This window comes from Rhodopirellula sp. MGV (genome assembly GCF_002251265.1).
Taxonomy (GTDB): domain Bacteria; phylum Planctomycetota; class Planctomycetia; order Pirellulales; family Pirellulaceae; genus Stieleria; species Stieleria baltica_A.
Window position 1 is genome coordinate 24,711 of sequence record NZ_NPDI01000042.1, and the last position, 19,822, is coordinate 44,532.

Below are 19,822 nucleotides of genomic sequence, written 5' to 3' on the forward strand. Positions count from 1 at the left end.
TTCAAACCGTCGCTGGGAAGCTGGGGAGTTGAAACCAGCGACAGTCTCTTTTCATCGGCGACGGAGGTCGCGAAAGTTGCGTTGTCGCCAGCCCGGCGGGGCAGAATCCGTCAATTCGCGGTGTCCGCCTTACCGATAAATGAAATTCAAATTTGAATTTGACTTCGGGCCGGTGGTTGCTTACTCTCGGCCCGTTGATGTGGCAGGGTGTCGCGATGGGGTTACGCCGAATTGGCGAATTTCCGGAGTGTTCGCTACCCCCGCACGACGTCGATCGCCGTCCCGGATGGCTCGCCAAACGCGAGCGTAGGCGGCGACTTTAGGTCCCCGTGGAACTCCATCGTTAGGGTTGAAACGCAAGATGGCATTCTTCCTCCGCGTCTTGAAATCTCGGAAATGGCTGCTGCTGCCGCCGATTGTCCTCGGCGTGGTTGGCGTCGTCGTGTTCGCTCAGTTTCGAAAGGAATTGCCGCGTAGCGAACCCGCCGAGCAGTCGAAATCATTGCCTGTGATCCGTGTCCGCCGACAAGCCGTCGTGCCGGTCGTCTCTGGCTATGGAACCGCCACCGCGGCCCGGCGCTGGAACGCGGTCTCCGAAGTCCAAGGCCGGATTGTCGAAATCCATCCCCAGCTTGAATCGGGGAATACCGTCGCCGCGAACGAGTTGCTGATCCGGATCGACGACACGGACACGCAGCTGCTGTTGGTCCAGCGGCAAGCTGACTTGGCGTCCGCGCGGGCGCAGTTGCAAGAGCTGCAGGCGGAGTATGAATCCGACTTGCGATTGCTGCCGTTCGCACGCAAGCAACTGGAACTCGCGTCTCGCGAAGAACAGCGAGCGTTAGAACTGCAGCGGCGTAACGCGACCAGCTTGAGCGAAGTCGATCAGTTGACGTCTGGCCGATTGGTTCAGGAGCAAACGTTGCACAACCTGCAAACCGCGATTTCGCTTTACCCGTCGCAGATGGGAGCCGCTCAAGCCGCGATCGCGTTGGCGCAAGCTCAGGTCCGTGAGGCTGAACGCGACATCGAACGTACCCGAATCGTTGCACCGTTCGATGGGATGCTTTCTGGTGTCGATTTAGAAGTCGGCCAGTTCATCGGCGTGAACCAATCGCTCTTCGAACTGTTCGATGATCAACGGATCGAAGTCACCGCGCAGTATTCGCTGGAGCAGCTTGGCAAACTGTTGCCGAGTCTTTCTCGCGGCGGAGTCGATGATTCCGTTCAAGCCTCTGAAACCGACACGCTGCCCTTCACCGCTCGTGTGGTCGTGCGAAGTGGCGACTACAAACGGGAATGGATCGGCCGGCCGGTCCGGATTTCTGAATCGGTCGACCAGCAATCGCGAACGCTGGGTGTCGTTGTCCAAGTGCTGAATCGATCAAACCAATCGTCCACTCACGAACTGCCCGCGAAGTGGTGCGAAAACGGTGAGTCTTCGATGCCGGCTGCGACCCGCAGCCCGTTTGGCTGGGCGACCGCATTGCGGCCCGGTGCGTTTTGTGAAGTCACGCTGCAAGCGCAGCCACGTCAGGGCCTGATCACGGTGCCTCGATCGGCGATGGATGGCCAGACCGTGTATGTCGTCGACAGCGACAATCGGCTACGAGCTCGCGATGTCGTTGCCGGTTTTAAATACGGTAATGAGGCGACGATTGTTGACGGATTGAACGAAGGCGAACTGGTCGCGGTGATCGCACCCGCGCCAGCCATCGAAGGCCTGCTCGTTCAGCCGGTGGAGGAAGCTGCTCCCGCGGACCACGAGTCGGTTTCAGCCACAGCTGTTGGCGAAGATTCAGAAGGGATGATGGAGGGGCGGCGATCATGATTTCGTTTTTCGCAAAACATCCGACCGCGGCAAACTTGTTGATGCTGATCATGCTGGCCGCAGGGCTGCTCAGTATCCGTGGACTTCGCCGCGAAACGTTTCCGGACGCCGCGCCCGTCGTCGTGCAAGTGATGGTGCCGTTTCCTGGCGCGACGGCGGAAGAGGTCGAGGAAACGATCGTGCATCGCCTGGAGAGCGCGTTGGAAGGCGTGCAGTACTTGAAAAAGATGACGGCGCGGGCTCAGCCTTCGACGGCGACTGTCCAATTGGAGATGAACGACGGCGGCGATTATCAGGCGTTTCGCAACGAGATCGATAACTCGATTTCAGGGATCACGGATTTCCCCGATGACGCGGAAGCGGCCGTCGTCACGCGATTGAATACACGCCAACCGGTGCTGGATCTATTGGTCAGTGGTCCGCTGGATGCCGTGAATCTGAAACGCTACTGCAATGACCTGAAGGACAAGCTGCTTGCCTCGCCAAGGGTTTCCGAAGTCACAATTGCGGGGTTTTCCGATCACCTGCTGCGTGTCGAGCTCGACCGGGAAGCGATGCTGCGCTACGACCTGAGTCCGACGATTGTTTCGAACGCGATCGCGTCGCAAAGCTTGGATTTGCCAGCCGGAAAAATCGATGGGGAACAATCGGTACTGGTCCGCGTGCAAGAAAGCCGCAAGTCGCAGCGTGCACTCGAAGATCTGGTGATCAGTGGCGTCGCCGGTGGTGCCGAGATCAAACTTGGTGATGTCGCGACGGTGAAAGACGAGTTCGAATTGGAGGAGCAAAAGGTCACGATCGCTGGCCAGCGTGGGGCGATCTTGCAAGTGATGAAGGCCAAGGCACAAGATACGCTACAAGTTGCCGAGGCTGTCAACGAGTTGCTTGTTACCGAGCGGGCGCTGAATCCGCAAATGAGTCTGCAAATCACCAACAACACGTCGAAGTTGGTTCGCGACCGGATCAATTTGCTGCTCAACAATGCTTGGCAAGGCTGCGTGTTGGTGTTCTTGGCCATGTGGCTGTTCTTTAACGTGCGGCTATCGTTTTGGGTGGTTGCCAGTTTACCGGTATCGTTTTTGGCGGCCTTTGCGATCGTGCCGCACACCGGTTTGACGATCAACATGTTGACGATGGTTGGGCTGCTGATGGCGCTCGGGTTGTTGATGGATGACGGCATTGTGATCGCGGAAAACATTGCCCGCCGTCGCGACGAGGGCGAGCCGGCGATGGCAGCCGCTGTCAACGGCGTTGCCGAAGTCGCCGGCGGTGTGTTCTCGTCATTCTTGACGACGTGCTGCGTGCTCGGACCGCTGGTGTTCTTAAATGGTCAGATCGGGCGGATGCTCAGCGTGCTGCCGATGATGTTGTTGTTGGTCTTGGCGACAAGCTTGGTCGAAGCGTTTTTGATTCTTCCTTCGCACCTCGGCCATTCGTTGGCTCACGATAAAAGTCAGCAACAACGCAACCGTTTTCGTGCGTTCGTCGAAGGCTTGATCGATGCGGCTCGCGATGCCGTGGGGGCCTGTGTCGGATGGACGGTTCGCTGGCGTTACTTGACGCTGGGGCTGACCGTGATGGCGTTTCTGTTGACGATCGGTTTGATGGCTGGCGGGTTTGTCCGTGGGCAGGTCTTTCCTGCATTGGAAGGAGACACGATCGTCGCGCGGTTGTTGATGCCGCCGGGGACGCCGCTGGAACGGACAAGCGAAGTGATCGCGCAATTTGAAAAGGCGTTGCAGGAAACGAACGAGGAGTTGACGCCGCAACAGCCTGACGGCCAAGCGTTGATTAAAACGAGCTTCGTTCGCTTCGGCGAGAATAGCGATGCCAACGAGTCCGGGACGCACGCGGCGACCGTGCAAGTCGACTTGCTGTCCGTCGAAACCCGCACCGCGCGGATGGATGACGTGATTCGTATTTGGCGTGAAAAGATCGGCTTGATACCCGACGCCGCCGAAATCACCATCGATGAAGCGGCGATTGGTCCCGCCGGCCGTGACATCCATATCGAACTCTCCGGGCTTGAAATGGAGACACTTGACGAGATTTCGGCTGAGCTGCAGAACGAGCTGCTGACTTTCGATGGTGTCTACAGTATCTCGGATGACTTGCGTCGCGGCGAAGCGGAGTTGCTAATCACGTTGCGATCAGGAGCGGTCGGCTTGAATTTGACGACGCGTGAACTGGCACAGCAACTGCGTGGCTCGTTTCAAGGACTGCGTAGCGACCAGATTCAGGTCGGCAAAGAGAAGTATGACATCGAAGTGCGATTCGATGACGCGTCACGGAGCAGCTTGTCTGACCTGGACGACTACTTGGTGACTTTGCCGAGCGGGCATCGTGTTCCGCTGTCCGAAGTCGCCAACGTGACGCGGCGACGCGGTTGGTCCAGCATCGTTCATATCGACGGCAAACGCACCGTCGGCGTTTATGCTTCGGTCGACGCGACACGATCAAACGGGATGGCGGTGTTACAGCAACTTCGTCGCGAGACATTGTCGCGGCTCGTCGAGCAACATCCCGGATTGCAATATGGTTTTAAGGGTGCGGCCGAAAGCGGCGAAGAGACTGGGACGTCGATGGGGATCGCCGGACTGATCGGTTGCTTGGGAATCTATGTGATCTTGTCGTTCCAATTCCGCAGCTACATCGAGCCGGCGATCGTGATGGTGGCGATTCCGTTCGCGTTTGTCGGCGTGGTCTGGGGGCACTTGCTGTTCCGGCAGGACCTTAGCTTGCCGAGTGTGATGGGGTATGCGTCGCTGGCGGGAATCGTCGTCAACGATTCGATCTTGTTGATGTTGTTCCTGAAAGACTGCGGGGCTCGCGGAACGCCGGTGATGGAAGCCGCAGTCGATGCCAGTCGCAAACGCTTTCGCGCCGTGATGATCACATCGCTAACGACAATCGCGGGATTGCTTCCGTTGATGTTCGAAACCGACTTGCAGGCTCAAGTGTTGATCCCGATCGCGATCAGTATCTGCTTCGGGCTGTTTGCTTCGACGACATTGGTGCTGCTAGTGATTCCGGCGATGTACGTCTTGTTGGCCGACTTTGGGCTCGCAGCAAAGGCGGAAGGGGCGACAGCTCACTGAACCAAAGGCATTGCCGGAAAACTTCGGCTTTGCGGCAGATTTTTCGACACGTCCAACGCTGTCTTGAGCCGCTTTGTCGGTGGGAGGATGCCAGTTGCGTTATCCTGGTGACCGACATGTTTGGGTGCGGACGGTGCGATCGGCAAAATTCACGTTTGACTTGGCTGTGAGGTGATTGTGATTTGGAAACGCGTATTGATCGGCTATGGGATCTTGCTGACCGCGGCAGCGGGCGGGATCGCGTTTGCCTGCGTGTTCGGTGTAGTCGCGACCGCACTTCAAATTACGGGTGTGGACAAGGAGTCGGTTTCCCAGCCACTTCCTTGGCATCAGATCGGCTGGATCTTTGGCGTTTTGGTTTCGCTTTCCGGAAGTTTTATGAAATGGCAAGCGAGCCATTCCAAGAGAGCAGGCATAGTTGCCGATTCATCGCCTGATTCTGAGCATCCGGCAGCGTATTCAGACACAGCCAATTCAGAAACGACGAATTTAGAAACGGCTGAATCAGGCCGACGTGGTGGGCTGGTTGTTTCGGCGGCATGGGGCGGTTTCTTTGGTGGGTTGTTGGGCGTCGCTCTTGGGGTCACCTTCATCATGTTTTGGTTTTCGATTGTGTACAGTCCGTTCGCTCCCAAGTCTTGGGTCTCGGCAACTTCAGTCGAAGAACACTACGATGCGACGCTTCGGCGTCAGGCACCGGTCATCACCTCAAGACATCCAATGGTGCTGCAAGTGTTTGCGGTGCCTGTCGTCGTAGGGCTAGTTGGCGGAGCAGTCTTTGGCGCGGTCGTTCGCGTTGAAAACGTTCCGCCGACAAGTAAACACGGGCCCACGTCACAAAATTACCTAAATCTCCAAAAAGGTACCTGACACCTTTATGTCGCACGTACGGTATGGTCATCGAGCGCGGCCGCGGGTTTTGGACTTGGTCTGCCCGCGATGTGGTGCGTTGGCTTCGGCTCATAAACCGAGCGAGGCGGAGATGGGGGATGTGATTGGTGACATGAGCGGCACGTGGCAGACCGATGACTGGGCGATCGCTTGTCGGTCCTGTTCCCTGCGGATGACCGAGGTCGCGTATGCGGACTTGCCAGAGTCTTTCTATCGCGTCACCGCGGGCGACGTCGAGCTTTGGGCGTTCAATCGGGGGCACTTCGAAATGCTGCTGCGACTGCTCGAAGGGGACTCCATCGAAGATCATCCCTACCAATGGTTCGCGACGTACGCGCATGGCACGTGGCTAGAAAAATCGAATCGCACGCGGTTGGCAAAGCGGATGCGAATCCTTCTTGCCGAGACAGAAACGTAGCAGGCTGTTGATTTCGAGAGTCGCCTGTCGCTCCGCGAAAGTAGCGTTCTCTGCCGCTGCGTTTGTGAATCGAAAGGCGAGATTGGGAGAGAACAAATCTAAGAGTTAGCAGACCGTTGGTCACGGCGACGGTTTGGAAATGCCGTGTCATGGCAACTCGGCGATGTTAAGAAAGTGTGAAATTAGAACGGCGGTTTGCGATTCGCGTCGCGACTGGTGACTTAGCGTCCCTTTTCAGTCACCGCGGATGAGATCCAGCCCATGCGTCTTCGTTCTTGTTTTATCGTCTTGTCGTTCGTCAGTGGCTGCTCGATCGCGATGGCACAGCCGCCCGGAATGGGTGGGCAAGAGCGTGAGATTCTGGACCAGTTTGACACCGACAAAAATGGCTGGCTCAACCAAGCCGAACGTCAGGAAGCACGCCAATGGCTGAAAGAGAATCCGCCACAGCGTCGTGGTTTTGGTGGGCCGCCCGGAGGACGTGGCGGCTTTCCGGGACCAGGATTCGGCCCTCCACAGGGTTTCGGTCCTCCACAAGGCTTTGGACCGCCGCCAGGATTCGGACCGCCGCCAGGATTCGGGCCACCACAAGGCTTTGACGCTCCACCGCCAGGAGGTGAGAGTCAGCCGAACGGCGGCGAACCTGGTGGTGATCGGCGCGGCGGCGAACGACCTGGAGGACCCGGCACAGACGCTGAACGTGGTTTTGGGGATCGGGGAGCCGGCCGGGGCCCGAACGACAGAGGCCCTGGCGGTCCACGCGGGCGCGGCCCCGGTGGACCGTTCGGAAATCGCCCCGAAGCCAAACCGGGGATTCATGTCGAGAAAGACAGCGTGAAGGCTCAGTCTGGTGAGCTGTATGACCCGAGCGTTTTCCGCACAGTCTTCATCGAGTTCGAAAACGAAGACTGGGAATCGGAACTCGAAGACTTTCATGGCACCGATGTCGATGTGCCCGCAACGGTGACAGTGGATGGCAAGGCGTACCCGGGTGTCGGCATTCACTTTCGCGGGATGTCGTCCTACGGAATGGTCCCTGCCGGTTACAAACGCTCGTTCAACCTGTCCGTCGATCTGGTGGACGAAGACCAACGGCTGATGGGATACAAAACGCTGAATTTGCTCAATGGCGCAAGTGACGATTCCATGCTCAGCACCGTGCTGTATTCACACATCGCACGCCAACATCTCCCAGCCCCCAAAGCCAACTTCGTTCGCGTCGTCGTCAATGGCGAGAACTGGGGCGTTTACACCAACGTCCAACAGTTCAACAAAGACTTCTTGCGCGAGAACTATGCGAGCGACAAAGGGGCTCGCTGGAAAGTCAGCGGTTCTCCAGGTGGCGGTGGCGGGCTGGACTATCGCGGCGAAAATCCGGACAACTATCAAGCTCCCTATGAGCAAAAATCGGGCGGCAAAAAGTCGCTCGCAAAACTGATCGAGCTCTGCCGCGTCCTTGATGAAACGCCAACCGAGCAACTGCCTGCAAAGCTTGAACCGATTTGTGATGTTGACGGATTGCTGTGGTTCTTGGCGATCGACAACGCGCTGATCAACACCGACGGTTACTGGATTCGAGCCAGCGACTACAGCATCTTCTTGGACAACGACGACAAATTTCACTTCATCCCCCACGACATGAACGAAGCCTTTCGCGGCGCCGGTGGGCCAGGTTTTGGAGGGCCCGGATTTGGAGGTCGAGGTCCCGGCGGCCCCGGTTTTGGCCGTCCAGGCTTCGGTGGACCTTCTCCAGACGAGTCACAGCGTGATCCGTCGCAATCGACCGAAAAACGTTCGTCACCCGTTGAACTCGACCCGCTGATCGGTTTGGACGATCCACGCAAACCGCTGCGAAGCAAAGTGTTGGCGGTGCCAAAGTACCGCGCACAATATTTGAAGAACGTCGAAACGCTCGCCAAGGAATCGTTGGATTGGAATCAGCTTGGACCGTTCGTTGGTCAATGCGTCCGGCTCATCGATGATGCGGTGAAAACGGAAACACGCAAATTGGGAACGTACGAAGCCTTCGTTGCCGCGACGCAAAGCGGGCCAACGACAACGGTTGAGACGGAACATCGTGGCGGTCATGGTGCAATGAACTTAAAAGCGTTCGCGGATGCTCGCAGGGCTTACTTGCTGAAAGCTGCGAAGCAGTAGCCCACGTCGAATCCGATCGTTTTATTGCACGTTCAAATCAAAATCAGGATGCTCGGCAAGCATCCTTTGCGGACTGACCATGGAATTTCTAGAGATCCCGTTGTACGACGATGACATCATCAAACTGCTGGTGCGGTTTGCGATCGATCTCGTCTTTTTGACATTGGTTGTCGCGTTCGCGATTTATCCAAACCAGCGTGAACGCAGTTTTGCTTTTACCGCCGTGATGCTGAATATCACGGTGTTCTTTATCTGCTTCACGCTCAAGAAATTAGAAATCGATATCGGGATGGCGCTGGGCTTGTTCGCTATCTTCGGTGTCCTTCGTTACCGAACCGATGCGATCGGAACCAAGGAAATGACGTACTTGTTCATCGTGATTGGGATCTCCGTGATCAACTCGCTTTCGAACAAGAAAACGAGCTACGCCGAGATCGCGTTGGTCAATTCCCTGATCTTTGCGGCAACGATGTTGAAAGAATGGATCGTCGGCCGTGTTCCACCGCAAGAACAGGAACCTGTAAAGCCGACCAAGAAAAGCAACGGTGCCGGCGATGCAAAGCCAAGTAAGTACACGATCGAATACGACAAGGTCGAATTGCTGGGCGAATCTGAACGTCAAACCTTGATCGAAGATTTGCAGCATCGCACTGGCTTGTGTGTCAGCAAAGTCCAAGTCAAAAGTATCGATTTGTCACAGAACAAAGCGACCCTGTGCGTGTGGTGCTGAACGGCAACTACGCTTCGTATTCCTCAACAACATCCGAACGCGTCAGATACGACAACGTGTACCAAGCGATTGTCATTCGCGAAATGCTCCGCAGGAGGGAGCGTTTTGCTGGCAGTGCTTCGAGCTCGCCGATCAGGCCCGCAAGCTGGCACAGGTAAACAATGATCAGCAATCCGCTCACACCGATTGAAAGGTACAACATCCCAACCAGAAACTTGCGAATGATGTTGACTCGCGCGATCAGGCCGATACCCGCGATCAGCAGCACCGTTCCCACGCCTTTCGTTACCGTCTGGACGATTGGGTTTGGATCGCGAAACGAAACCATCGCCAAGATTGAAACGGCGATATAGAGCACACCGAGGGCATCGCTTCCCCAACGGCGGCGGGAATCAAATTCGCGTGATGTCGGTTCGTGATCCATGTATCCTTTCTTCCCAACAATTGTCTGCTCGCTGTAGGCGGCAATCATAACACAGCGCAATCGGTGGTTGAGATCGGCATCGGAATTGTTCGTTCGTCACTTTGGTATGCTTCACAATAAAGGCGGCTGCATTTTTGCAGCCATCCACTTTCTTATTGGCCAGCAATCTATGTCACGCAATCGGACTTACACACAAGTCACGTGGACCAAAGCGATGGATGCATCGCTCAACGCGCTGACCGATCATGAAGCGGCAATGCAATGGAACGTGACACGAACCGCCGTTCGGAAACGACGGATGAAGCTTGGGATCGTCGTCGAAAGAGCCATCGAACCGAAATGGACGAAGCAGCAATTGAAGCAATTGGGATGCGATTCGGACAACAAGCTCGCCGAACAGTTCGGCGTGAGTCCTTATTGGATTCGCAAAGCTCGCGCTGATCGTGGGATTCCAGCCTACGTGCCGCCACAACCGCCAGCGACGGTGGTCGAACGCTCGGAAAGTCATCTTTGGACGTCGCAACAAGAGGCCCGTTTGGGCAGCACGTTTGACACTGAGCTCGCCGACGAATGGGGAATCTTGCCGACCGCAGTGACACGTCGTCGCAATCAGCTTGGTATCGCGCCGTTTCGTCGTGGCGGCGAAATCGAATGGACCAAGGCGATGTTACGCAGGCTGGGGACCGTTCCTGACGGAACCTTTGCACGCGACTATGACACGACCCACATGGCGGTCAAAATCAAACGAATACAACAGGGCATTCTGCCTTACGGGAAATCCGAAATGGATCCGGAGCCCGAGTTGCCGCTCGACGTGATCAATCAAATTGGAATCGTCACCGATGCCGAGTTATCGCGAACTTATGGCGTCGCACGTGCAAAAATTCGAATTTACCGCGCGCTCAACGGAATCGAATTGGCGGAGGTTGAACGCAAGGCCGCCTACACGTGGTCACCCAAAGACGATGCCTTGCTGGGAACGATGTCGGATGGCAAAGTCGCATCGCGGCTGAACATCACCAAGCAGATGGTCGGCTATCGTCGCAAGCAGCTTGGGACCCAACCGTATGGAACACGCGATGACTTTCGTTGGACAAAGAAACGCGTGGAAGAGCTTGGGGCGGAACCTGATGCGGTGCTTGGAAGACGTTGGAAGATCAGTCCGCGTGAGGTCCGTCAAAAACGGGAGGCGTTGCAAGTGCCCGCGTGTGAGCGTACTCAAGCGGTGCTGCCAGATGTGTGCCGCGAACAGCTGGGAACGAAACCCGATACGGAATTGGCGCGTGAATTTGGCTTTTCGGCAACCTTCATCCGCAACGAGCGAAACGCCGCGGGGATCAAGCCGTTTCGAACCTCGGCTGCCTTCAAGTGGACACAAAAAGCAATCGCACAACTTGGAAAGATCGCCGACAGTGACTTGGCGATCAAGCTTGGCGTTTCAGTTCAATTTGTCGCCGCGAAACGATGCAGTTTGGGGATACCGGCAAAGCGTCGCCCTCACAAAATCGATTGGCAAGATCCGAAAGTCATCAAACTTTTGGGCACTGTCAGTGATCAGGAACTGGCGCGAAAGTGGGGCGTCACGTCAGGGGCAGTCTCGGACGCTCGCCGCCGTCGTGGCATTGCCAGTTTCCAGCCATAGGGGAGCGAACCTGATCCGATCGGTTGTGTCTGATTCGAAATCGAAGTTGTTTACCTGGAGCCACCGCTTCAAACCATTCGGCAACAGAACCGTGCTCGCCATGATCCGGTTCCCGATTCGGTGATCAGTAAGTTGGCCGATAAATGCGAGCCGCCAACCTGGATCGAATGCCATCGGCTGGTGATCAGCGATGGCGTAGATTTCTAGACAAACAACGAGTCGATCACACCCGTCGAATCTGCGAAGCTCGATTCATTGACTCCCAGTACGTGCAACATCGACAGCAGCAAATTCGACATCGGGTTGTCTTTGGTGCACGCGATGTGCTGACCCGATCGGAGTGCACCGCCACCCTGGCCGGCCAGCAAGACAGGCAAGTCGTGCGGGTTGTGAGCGTTGCCATCGCGGAAGCCTGAACCGAACAGAATCGCCGAATTGGCCAACACGTTCGAATCGCCTTCCGGGATCGAACGGAGTTTCTCGATCAGGTAAGCGAACTGTGCGACATGCCACGTCGTGATACGTTCGTATTGATCGAGCTTTTCTGTTTTGTTGCCGTGGTGCGAGAGTTCGTGGTGAGAACCTTCGACGTCGTCGAGAAAGGAAAAGTTAACTTCGCTGACCGAGTTGCCAAACATATAGGTCGCGACGCGGGTGATATCGGCTTCGAATGCCAACGCGATCATGTCCAGCATCAGACGTGTGCGTTCGGCGTGGGCTTCCGGATTATCCGCAGGGGCGGGACGAGTCGAAAAATCGACGCGTGATCCCCAGCGACGGCCCGAGTTGCCTTCCATCGCTTCCAGGCGATCCTCAAGTGACTTGACCGAATCAAGGTACTGTTCCAGTCGTTGACGATCGTGTTGACCAAGTCGGCCGCGAAGTCGTGATGCGTCTTCGCGAACCATGTCCAAAATCGGACGATTCGAACGCCCCGATTGTTTCCCGCTCGCGATCAACGTCATCCGGTCAAACACCAATCGCGGATTGATTTCTTTGGCCAGTGGCTGTGTTGGCTGTCGCCAGGCAATGTGCGCACCGTAGACGCGCGTGTAACCGGTGACACCGTCAACGCCCGAGCGGACTTGTTCGTTGCCAAGTTCGAGTGACGGCAACGGGGTGAGGTTTCCTAAACGTTGTGCGGCGATTTGATCCATCGACACGCCGTTGCTGTTCAAGTCGACGCCGGTGGTTTTCGTGATCGTGGTTCCGGTCAACCAACCGGCATCTTTGACGTAGTGACCGCCACCGGTATCGGCCGCTTGGTGCCAGAGTCCCGAGATCACAGAGACGTCGTTTTTGGCATCGCGGATCGGTTCGAGCTGTGACGGTGGCGTCCAGTCGAAACCGGTTTCGGTTGGTGTCCAGCGGTCTTCGCGAACGCCGTTTGGAAAAAACAAGGCGGCAAATCGGGTCGGGCATTCGTTCGTTGCGGCACCCATGGCTCGTGCAGACGGACGCATCGCTTCGAGAAACGGCAGAGCCAAGGCAACACCGGTGCCACGGAGCATTGTTCGGCGGCTAAGTGATTTCATGGGCTTACTCCGGTGCGGTTTCGGTGAGACGTTTGTAGAGGAACGGCTTGCTGGTCACGATTCCCAGAATCAATTCTTGTGATTTGAAGTCGCTTTCGATCACGCGTTCGGTGATCGATTCGACGGTGCTTAAATCAGACGGACGCAATTCACGTGCAAGTGCGTAGCCAAGCATTTTGGTGGTTAGATGGCGGACGAACTGTTCTTTGTTGTCCAACAAGTAGCGTTTTAATCCCGGCAGCCCGTCGATCGATGCCCCGTCTGGCAATGTCGCGACGGCATCAATGTCTTGGCCGGCATCTTGATCACGCCAACGGCCGATGACGTCAAAGTTTTCGAGTGCAAAACCGATCGGATCGATCCGGTTGTGGCAACTCGCACAAGCAGCGTTTGCACGGTGGATTTCAAGTTGTTCGCGGACCGTCATTTCGCGGTTTGGATCGCCAGAATCTTCGAGGGAAGGAACTTCCGGTGGCGGCGGAGGCAGTTCGACGCCCAGGAACGTTTCTAGCAACCAAGTACCACGCAGGACGGGACTGGTGCGACGCGGATAAGACGTCAGACCCATGACGGCGCCGCAGCCCAAGATTCCGCTGCGATAACGAAACTCATCCGTTAACGGCACACGCATCAAGTGATGGTGGAAGTTTCGGTTGATCTTTTGCGGCAATGTCGACCGATCGAACTGATAAGCTTCGGCGAGCTGTTGATTCAGGAACGTCCAGTCGGAATCGATCAGTTCGAGCAGGCTTTCGTTCTGTCTCAACATTTCTTCAAAGATGCGTACGGGTTGGTCACGCATTGGTGAGACGTGGTGGTCTTCGATCCACGGATTGACCGCCAGGTCGGGGCGTTTCTTACGACCCCAGTCTTCGGTGCCGAGCCATTGTCCAACGAATTGGCTGAGCGAATCTTCCAGGTGAGTGCCTTTGTCGGTCAGCATGCGAAGCGTTTGACGGCGAAGCTCCTCGGGATCCTGCAGCTTGCCAGCATCGGCCGCGTTGCGAAGTTCTTCGTCAGGCATCGTCGCCCACAAAAAGTAGCTCAATCGTGTCGCGAGTTCATGGTCTGGCAGCGCGACATCATTTGTGCCGTCGACATCCGCGTTGGGGAGAGATTCGATCAGGAACAAAAAGTCCGCCGAGACGAGGATGCCACGCATCGCATAGAAGCATGCGTCATCGAATTTCAAGCCTTCGTCGCGAGCGTCACGAAAGATCGTGACGTAACCGTCGATTTCGTTTGCATCGACTGGTCGGCGGAACGCTTGGTTGGCAAGGCGAAGTAGGTTTTGTCTCGCCGCTTCGTCTTCGCTGACGGATTCGCTGGGCGTGACTTGGAACAGCCGTTTGCGTGCACGAGCATCGCGGGCGGCGTATTCGAGCGATTCGGTTGCTGCTTGTAGAAACTTCTCTGCGTGAATGGGCGAGATGATCAGAGTTTCGGCGGCGTTGTTAAATCCCTCGCCACCGGCGATGTCTTGGGGCAACGCGGTTCCTGCGTTGACGTGGATTTCAAGCAGATCGCGGATGGTGTTTGAGTATTCGTGTCGGTTGAGTCGCCGGAAATTTGCCGGTCCAGCTTTTTCGCCTTGAGCAACGATCGCATCATGAGTCGCGTCGCGAATCCAGTCGGTCAGGCAGGAGCGTGATTCGGGATCGAACTCGACTTCGTCGGCAGGCGGCATCGAATGGTCCGACAAACGTGCGCGGACATTCATCCACAACTCGTATTCATCAGTCAGCGATGTGGCGGGCAGCAGAGTGTCGACAGAGAACGATTCGCCATCAAAGTGACAATCACCGCACTTCTCTTCCAGGATTGCGATGACCCCATCGCGATCCAAGTCAGCTAACGAGAGCGTCGTTTCAGCACAAACGACATTGCCGCAAACCACGCTCGAGAAGAGGACAGCAATTGCGGCAGCGACTTTGAATGCAAAGTGCATGAATGAATCGAACAATAGGAACAGGCGGGACGACGCCAATCGAAGGCGACAAAAAGGCGGGAAGCAAACCTGCATCAGGAGACCACTAGCTCACCGTAGTGGACGAGGCGACGAGTCCCTCTCCAGCACAGTGGACGAGGCGACGAGTCCCTCTCCAGCACAGTGGACGAGGCGACGAGTCCTGCAAAATCCATCACAGCTTGCCAGCGGTATTTGACAACACCGACGAGGGCGACGCAACAAGAATCTCTGTCCGCAGAGCAACAAACTCAGTGGTTTAGTCGTCAAATCGCCACCGGGAGCGGAGGCAAAACAGTGCGCGCGCCAACAAAACTGATAGACCAAAGACGAGGCGGGCGGATAAAAACAAACGACTTGCCCAACTCCCCGCCCGTCGTCGGTCTCTGTCCCCGTCGTCGGTCTCTGTCCCCGTCGTCGGTCTCTGTCCCTGCCGGCGAGCTCTGTCCCTGCCGGCGTGCTCTGTCCCTGCCGGCGTGCTCTGTCCCTGCCGGCGTGCTCTGTCCCTGCCGGGAATTCGCTATCGAGTCTTGGTTCAAACTTGGTGGACTGCTATCTATGAAGCGGCAGTGGGATGGGACTTTGATTTCATGACAGAGACGGAGATGCTTTCAAATGGGCGACAGAAAAGCTGATTGGAATCCAGACGGACTTTACCGACGGTTGAAACTGCTGGTCTTCCTGACACTCGTCATACCCGCCGTCCTTTTGGTGGTGTTCATCGAACTACGATTCCGGTCATTCGAACAGTCAGTCCCTTTCCAATCACCAGGAATTCGTGACCCTGCTCGATCGGAACTGGAATCGCTTCCCATCGATCCTGTCGCTGGCCAACGCGTCTACGTTCCCGCGTACTCACATATCTATCACCAGAAAGGCGAGCCCTATTTGCTGACCGTCACGCTGTACGTCCGCAACACCGATCTCAAGAACGAGATCATTGTCAGCAGCGTCCGGTACTATGACACCGGCGGAAAAGAGCTCCGCGCACTACTCGACAAACCACTCCGCCTTGCTCCCTTGGCAGCGACCGAGTTCGTGATCGAAAAGAACGACCGAGCAGGCGGCAGCGGTGCAAGTTTTATTGTCGAGTGGCAGTCGACTGAGCAAGTGACACGCCCGGTTGTTGAAACCGTAAACGTCGATACCAGCGGTGCACAGGGAATCTCGTTCGTCGTCCCGGCCACCGTTCTGTCAGAGAACGTTCAAGATCTGCACCGCTAACACGCTGCATGAACGGAGAACAGCGGTTCAGATTTCGTATCCTAGCACGACGTGACTGCTAGAGACTGCGGTCCGCCGGAGCGTGCTCATCGCATTTTTTGCAATCGAGCCGAAAGCCGCGCATCGATTCGCGGCCTTCGGCAGTCGTCACCCATTCACGATTCATCCAGGGGGGCTGGTGCCGAACATGTTGGTTGTGCCCACACGCCAGCTCCGCCACCCAGTGTTCGTCCTCATCCTGATGATACGAGAGAATCGCTTGCTTCATCGATCGTCACTCTTTGGCATCAATCGTTTGAGCTGCCACGCCCTCGTTCGTGATTTTGATCGGCTTGATCAAGCCGTTTTCGTCAAATTCCATCGGGTCGATGCAAACAACTCGTGAATTGCCATCCGTCTCACCAATCGGACGACGGTGGTAGACCGCGTAATATTTTTCGGTTCCGGGGACTTGAATCACCGAATGGTGGCCTGCTCCGGTACCGATTTCAGGATCCTGCTTCAGTACTTTTGCGATCCGTTTGAATGGGCCAAACGGTGAATCCGCGACACCGTATGCGACGCTGTAGTTGGGCCCCGTCCAGCCGCCTTCGGACCACATGAAATAATACTTGCCGTCGCGGATAAACATGAACGGTCCTTCGACATAGCCTTCCGGTGTGATCTCTTTGAAAATGGATCCGTCTTCGAATGGTACGAAACCGGTGAAGTCGTCTTTTAGTCTCGCGATGTTGCAGTGACGCCAGCCTCCATAGATCAGGTAGTGCGTCCCATCAGCGTCTTTGAATACGAACTGGTCGATTGGCTGCGCTCCGTTGTGGAACTTATCTACCAGCGGCTTGCCAAGGTAATCTTTGTACGGGCCAGACGGTTGGTCGGCGACAGCGACACCGATCCCGCCAACGGCGTCATTGTTTTGAATGTCGTTCGCGCCGAAAAAGAAAAAGTACTTGCCGTCTTTGCGAATGATCGAGGGGGCCCACATCGCACGCCACGCCCATTTGACTTCCTTGTTGTCAAGGATGTGTTCATGCTTGGTCCAAGTCACCAAGTCCTTTGACGAAAAGCAATCGAAGAACGTCTGTTCGTTATAAGGGGCCGAGTAGGTTGGGAAAATCCAATAGGTGTCGTCAAAGACGATACCTTCCGGGTCAGCATACCAGCCTTTGAAAACCGGGTTGCCCGAGAGCGATGGTTCATTCGATCCGGAGCGGTTTTGTTTCAGCATCCAATCGAAGAATGCCGGGTTATCGTAAGTCTGCGTCCATGAATCGTGCGACGCTTCTGGGTAGACGGTCAACTCAACGTCTTTCGCTCCGAGTCGCTTCAAGCCTTCGACCATGCGTTCGGACTCACCGACGGGAACCACGGGGTCTTTTCCGCCGTGAAAAACGCGAACCGGCAATTGCTGCAGCACCTCACGTTTTGCAGAAGGCACCAGCAAGACTTGCAGCAGTTCGCCGCCACCGCAAATCGGCGCGATTGCGGCAAACCGTTCAGGCTGGGCAAGTCCCAAATCCCACGTTCCGTACCCACCCATGCTGAGGCCTGTCAAATAGACGCGATCAACATCGATCGAGTGCGTTGCAATGATCTCGTCAAGCAATCCCGACAGCGTGGGCTGGTCCCATGTTTGGTCTGTGGGACATTGCGGCGACACCAAAACAAACGGGAACTGTTGGCCGGCTTCGACCAGTTTCGGAGGGCCGTGTTTTTTGACCAAGTCAAGGTTGTTGCCTCGTTCACCCGCGCCGTGCAAAAACAGAACGAGTGGGTAGCGTTCGCCGGAGTTCGCTTCGTAGTTTTTTGGCAGGTACAGCAAGTAATCCAGCTTTTGTGCGACCGTTTGATCACGGCTGAATTGCTGCGGCGTTTGGCTGCCCGGTTTGCCTGGTGGAGACATTGCGGCGGCCGCCTGAGAAGCTTTGTCAGTGGCGGGCTCAGCAGCATTAAGGGTTTCTACGGTGGCGGACGATGTCAGCAAGCCGACTAGAAGGATCGATAGCCGAATCAACGACGCTGCGGTGAGAGTGTATTTCATTTCTATCAGTGCAAAGGGGCGAAACGAATGTCGCGACATTCGATAGGTGAGCTACCAACGCGAAAGGCAAGCCCATCACGCTTGGCCGAACCGAGCGACTCGGAGTATAGTCGACGCGCTCAGGCATCCAAAAGGCTTGGGCGGCTGGCGGAGGGCAATCGCACTTGATCTCCCGAGGGGGATTCGATCCGGCAGACCAGCGCTCTAATTGTTCAATGGTGGTTGAACACTGCAAGCTTGCGAATGTCAGTTTCAGAGCAAGTGGCCAAGGTAAGGACTTGTCAACGAAGGTGAACGATGGATCAACGACGACTTGAATACCTGCAACGAATTCTTAATTCGCGTGTTTACGATATCGCGATCGAGTCACCCTTGGACCGAGCCAGCAAGCTTTCGGCACGGCTGGACAATGACATTTGGTTGAAACGCGAAGACACGCAGCCCGTCCATAGCTTCAAGCTGCGTGGTGCTTACAACAAGATGGCACACCTGTCGGCCGAAGAACTTGCCCGAGGGGTGATCTGTTCGTCGGCTGGCAATCACGCACAAGGCGTCGCAATGAGCGCACAGCGTCTTGGTTGTGATGCGCACATTGTGATGCCAGTCACGACACCGAAACTGAAATCGGATGCGGTGCGAGCACTCGGGGGCAAAGTCGTTTTGCACGGCGAAAGCTATACCGAAGCGTTTGCCCATGCGGTTGAACTAGAGAAGCAGCACGGATATTTGTTCGTGCATCCCTTTGATGATCCTGATGTGATCGCCGGCCAAGGCACCATTGGGATGGAGATCCTGCGTCAGCATCAGCATTCGGTTCATGCGGTATTTGTCGCAATCGGTGGCGGCGGGTTGATCTCGGGAGTCGCGGCATACATCAAAGCGGTTCGCCCGGGAATCAAAGTGATCGGTGTCCAAATGAAGGATTCTGATGCGATGGTTCAGTCGGTCCGCGCGGGACACAAGGTTGCGCTGAACGACGTGGGGTTGTTTTCGGACGGGACGGCCGTGAAGGTTGTCGGTGACGAAACGTTTCGATTGACAAGCGAATTGGTCGATGACTTTGTCACCGTTGATACCGACGCGGTGTGCGCGGCGATCAAAGACGCCTTCGAAGACACACGCAGCATTTTGGAGCCGGCTGGCGCGATGGGAATTGCTGGGCTGAAACAATACGTTGCCGAGCATCAATTGACGGGGCAAACACTGGTCGCCATCACTTGCGGCGCGAACATGAATTTTGATCGGCTGCGATTTGTCGCCGATCGAGCTGAGGCGGGGGAAGAACGCGAAGCATTGTTCGCAGTGACGATTCCCGAAGTTCGCGGCAGCTTTAAACGGTTGTGCGAAACGGTCAGCCAACGCGACGTTACTGAATTCAGCTATCGAATTACCGATGGCGACGAAGCGCATGTGTTGGTCGGGCTATCGATTAAAAACCGCAGCGAAGTGACCGCGATCTGTGATTCGTTGACAGAACAGCGGTTCTCGGCAATCAGTCTGGTCGAAGATGATCTTGCCAAGGAACACTTGCGGTACATGGTCGGCGGTCGGAGCAGCGTCTGTGGAAGCGAACGGCTGTATCGATTCGAGTTTCCCGAACGGCCAGGTGCGCTGATGCGATTCCTTTCGTCCATGCACCCGAACTGGAACATCAGCCTGTTTCACTACCGCAATCACGGCGCCGACTATGGGCGTATATTGATTGGCATTCAGATTCCGGACGAGGACTTGTCAGGCTTTCAAGAGTTTGTCGAGACACTCGGTTATCGGTACACCGACGAAACGGCCAATCCTGTTTATCACATGTTCTTGCGTTAGCATCCTGTCGATTTTCAACAGGCCGCAAGGCAGACAAGTTTGGTGTG

14 protein-coding genes are annotated in these 19,822 nt (G+C 56.0%); 9 read left to right on the plus strand and 5 right to left on the minus strand.

The window, feature by feature from the left end:
• Positions 1-361 precede the first annotated feature (361 nt).
• From CGZ80_RS14860 to CGZ80_RS14885, 6 genes are all read left to right on the plus strand, one after another.
• Positions 362-1,831, plus strand: a complete 1,470-nt coding sequence (locus CGZ80_RS14860; protein ID WP_094415761.1) for an efflux RND transporter periplasmic adaptor subunit — start codon at positions 362-364, stop codon at positions 1,829-1,831.
• Positions 1,828-4,929, plus strand: a complete 3,102-nt coding sequence (locus tag CGZ80_RS14865) for an efflux RND transporter permease subunit (RefSeq protein ID WP_094415763.1) — start codon at positions 1,828-1,830, stop codon at positions 4,927-4,929. Before CGZ80_RS14860 ends, CGZ80_RS14865 begins: the two co-directional genes overlap by 4 nt.
• Positions 4,930-5,100: 171 nt before the next feature.
• Positions 5,101-5,799 carry a hypothetical protein gene (locus tag CGZ80_RS14870; protein WP_094415765.1) on the plus strand — a complete coding sequence of 233 codons (699 nt, stop codon included), beginning with the start codon at positions 5,101-5,103 and terminating at the stop codon, positions 5,797-5,799.
• Between the two features lie 7 nt (positions 5,800-5,806).
• Positions 5,807-6,238 (plus strand): hypothetical protein, encoded by a 432-nt coding sequence (locus CGZ80_RS14875; RefSeq protein ID WP_143543942.1) that lies wholly within the window; start codon positions 5,807-5,809, stop codon positions 6,236-6,238.
• Between the two features lie 261 nt (positions 6,239-6,499).
• Positions 6,500-8,395, plus strand: coding sequence for a CotH kinase family protein (locus CGZ80_RS14880; protein ID WP_094415769.1), 1,896 nt, complete (start codon positions 6,500-6,502; stop codon positions 8,393-8,395).
• Between the two features lie 79 nt (positions 8,396-8,474).
• Complete coding sequence (locus CGZ80_RS14885; RefSeq protein WP_094415771.1) at positions 8,475-9,125, plus strand: DUF4956 domain-containing protein; 651 nt, start codon at positions 8,475-8,477, stop codon at positions 9,123-9,125.
• A 7-nt stretch (positions 9,126-9,132) separates the two neighbouring features.
• Here CGZ80_RS14885 and CGZ80_RS14890 read toward each other — a convergent pair whose 3' ends face one another.
• The gene (locus tag CGZ80_RS14890; protein ID WP_094415774.1) at positions 9,133-9,597 is read right to left on the minus strand and encodes a hypothetical protein; all 465 of its coding nucleotides are present in this window, start codon (positions 9,595-9,597) and stop codon (positions 9,133-9,135) included.
• A gap of 121 nt (positions 9,598-9,718) precedes the next feature.
• Between CGZ80_RS14890 and CGZ80_RS14895 the strand changes: the two genes are divergently transcribed.
• Positions 9,719-11,191: a hypothetical protein gene (locus CGZ80_RS14895; RefSeq protein ID WP_094415776.1), complete on the plus strand. Its 1,473-nt coding sequence runs from the start codon at positions 9,719-9,721 to the stop codon at positions 11,189-11,191.
• A gap of 203 nt (positions 11,192-11,394) precedes the next feature.
• Here the strand turns inward: CGZ80_RS14895 and CGZ80_RS14900 are convergent, their stop codons facing one another.
• On the minus strand, positions 11,395-12,726 hold the full coding sequence (locus CGZ80_RS14900) for a DUF1552 domain-containing protein (protein ID WP_094415778.1): 1,332 nt from the start codon (positions 12,724-12,726) through the stop codon (positions 11,395-11,397).
• Between the two features lie 4 nt (positions 12,727-12,730).
• Complete coding sequence (locus CGZ80_RS14905) at positions 12,731-14,674, minus strand: DUF1592 domain-containing protein (RefSeq protein WP_158222703.1); 1,944 nt, start codon at positions 14,672-14,674, stop codon at positions 12,731-12,733.
• 633 nt (positions 14,675-15,307) lie between these two features.
• On the opposite strand from CGZ80_RS14905, the gene CGZ80_RS14910 reads away from it, so the two are divergent.
• On the plus strand, positions 15,308-15,916 hold the full coding sequence (locus CGZ80_RS14910; RefSeq protein WP_094415783.1) for a DUF3124 domain-containing protein: 609 nt from the start codon (positions 15,308-15,310) through the stop codon (positions 15,914-15,916).
• 58 nt (positions 15,917-15,974) lie between these two features.
• On the opposite strand, the gene CGZ80_RS14915 is transcribed toward CGZ80_RS14910, so the two are convergent.
• Positions 15,975-16,184: a DUF3565 domain-containing protein gene (locus tag CGZ80_RS14915; RefSeq protein WP_094415785.1), complete on the minus strand. Its 210-nt coding sequence runs from the start codon at positions 16,182-16,184 to the stop codon at positions 15,975-15,977.
• Positions 16,185-16,190: 6 nt separating this feature from the next.
• Positions 16,191-17,957, minus strand: a complete 1,767-nt coding sequence (locus CGZ80_RS14920) for a family 43 glycosylhydrolase (protein WP_158222704.1) — start codon at positions 17,955-17,957, stop codon at positions 16,191-16,193.
• Positions 17,958-18,254: 297 nt separating this feature from the next.
• On the opposite strand from CGZ80_RS14920, the gene ilvA reads away from it, so the two are divergent.
• Positions 18,255-19,775, plus strand: coding sequence for a threonine ammonia-lyase, biosynthetic (gene ilvA / locus CGZ80_RS14925; protein ID WP_094415789.1), 1,521 nt, complete (start codon positions 18,255-18,257; stop codon positions 19,773-19,775).
• Positions 19,776-19,822: the final 47 nt, after the last annotated feature.

Excerpts from the sequence above, each read along its gene's own strand:
- CGZ80_RS14860 (WP_094415761.1), top strand. The coding sequence starts at position 362 with ATGGCATTCTTCCTCCGCGTCTTGAAATCTCGGAAATGGCTGCTGCTG.
- CGZ80_RS14865 (WP_094415763.1), top strand. The coding sequence starts at position 1,828 with ATGATTTCGTTTTTCGCAAAACATCCGACCGCGGCAAACTTGTTGATG.
- CGZ80_RS14875 (WP_143543942.1), top strand. The coding sequence starts at position 5,807 with ATGTCGCACGTACGGTATGGTCATCGAGCGCGGCCGCGGGTTTTGGAC.
- CGZ80_RS14880 (WP_094415769.1), top strand. The coding sequence starts at position 6,500 with ATGCGTCTTCGTTCTTGTTTTATCGTCTTGTCGTTCGTCAGTGGCTGC.
- CGZ80_RS14885 (WP_094415771.1), top strand. The coding sequence starts at position 8,475 with ATGGAATTTCTAGAGATCCCGTTGTACGACGATGACATCATCAAACTG.
- CGZ80_RS14890 (WP_094415774.1), bottom strand. The coding sequence starts at position 9,597 with ATGATTGCCGCCTACAGCGAGCAGACAATTGTTGGGAAGAAAGGATAC.
- CGZ80_RS14895 (WP_094415776.1), top strand. The coding sequence starts at position 9,719 with ATGTCACGCAATCGGACTTACACACAAGTCACGTGGACCAAAGCGATG.
- CGZ80_RS14900 (WP_094415778.1), bottom strand. The coding sequence starts at position 12,726 with ATGAAATCACTTAGCCGCCGAACAATGCTCCGTGGCACCGGTGTTGCC.
- CGZ80_RS14905 (WP_158222703.1), bottom strand. The coding sequence starts at position 14,674 with ATGCACTTTGCATTCAAAGTCGCTGCCGCAATTGCTGTCCTCTTCTCG.
- CGZ80_RS14910 (WP_094415783.1), top strand. The coding sequence starts at position 15,308 with ATGGGCGACAGAAAAGCTGATTGGAATCCAGACGGACTTTACCGACGG.
- CGZ80_RS14915 (WP_094415785.1), bottom strand. The coding sequence starts at position 16,184 with ATGAAGCAAGCGATTCTCTCGTATCATCAGGATGAGGACGAACACTGG.
- CGZ80_RS14920 (WP_158222704.1), bottom strand. The coding sequence starts at position 17,957 with ATGAAATACACTCTCACCGCAGCGTCGTTGATTCGGCTATCGATCCTT.
- ilvA (WP_094415789.1), top strand. The coding sequence starts at position 18,255 with ATGGATCAACGACGACTTGAATACCTGCAACGAATTCTTAATTCGCGT.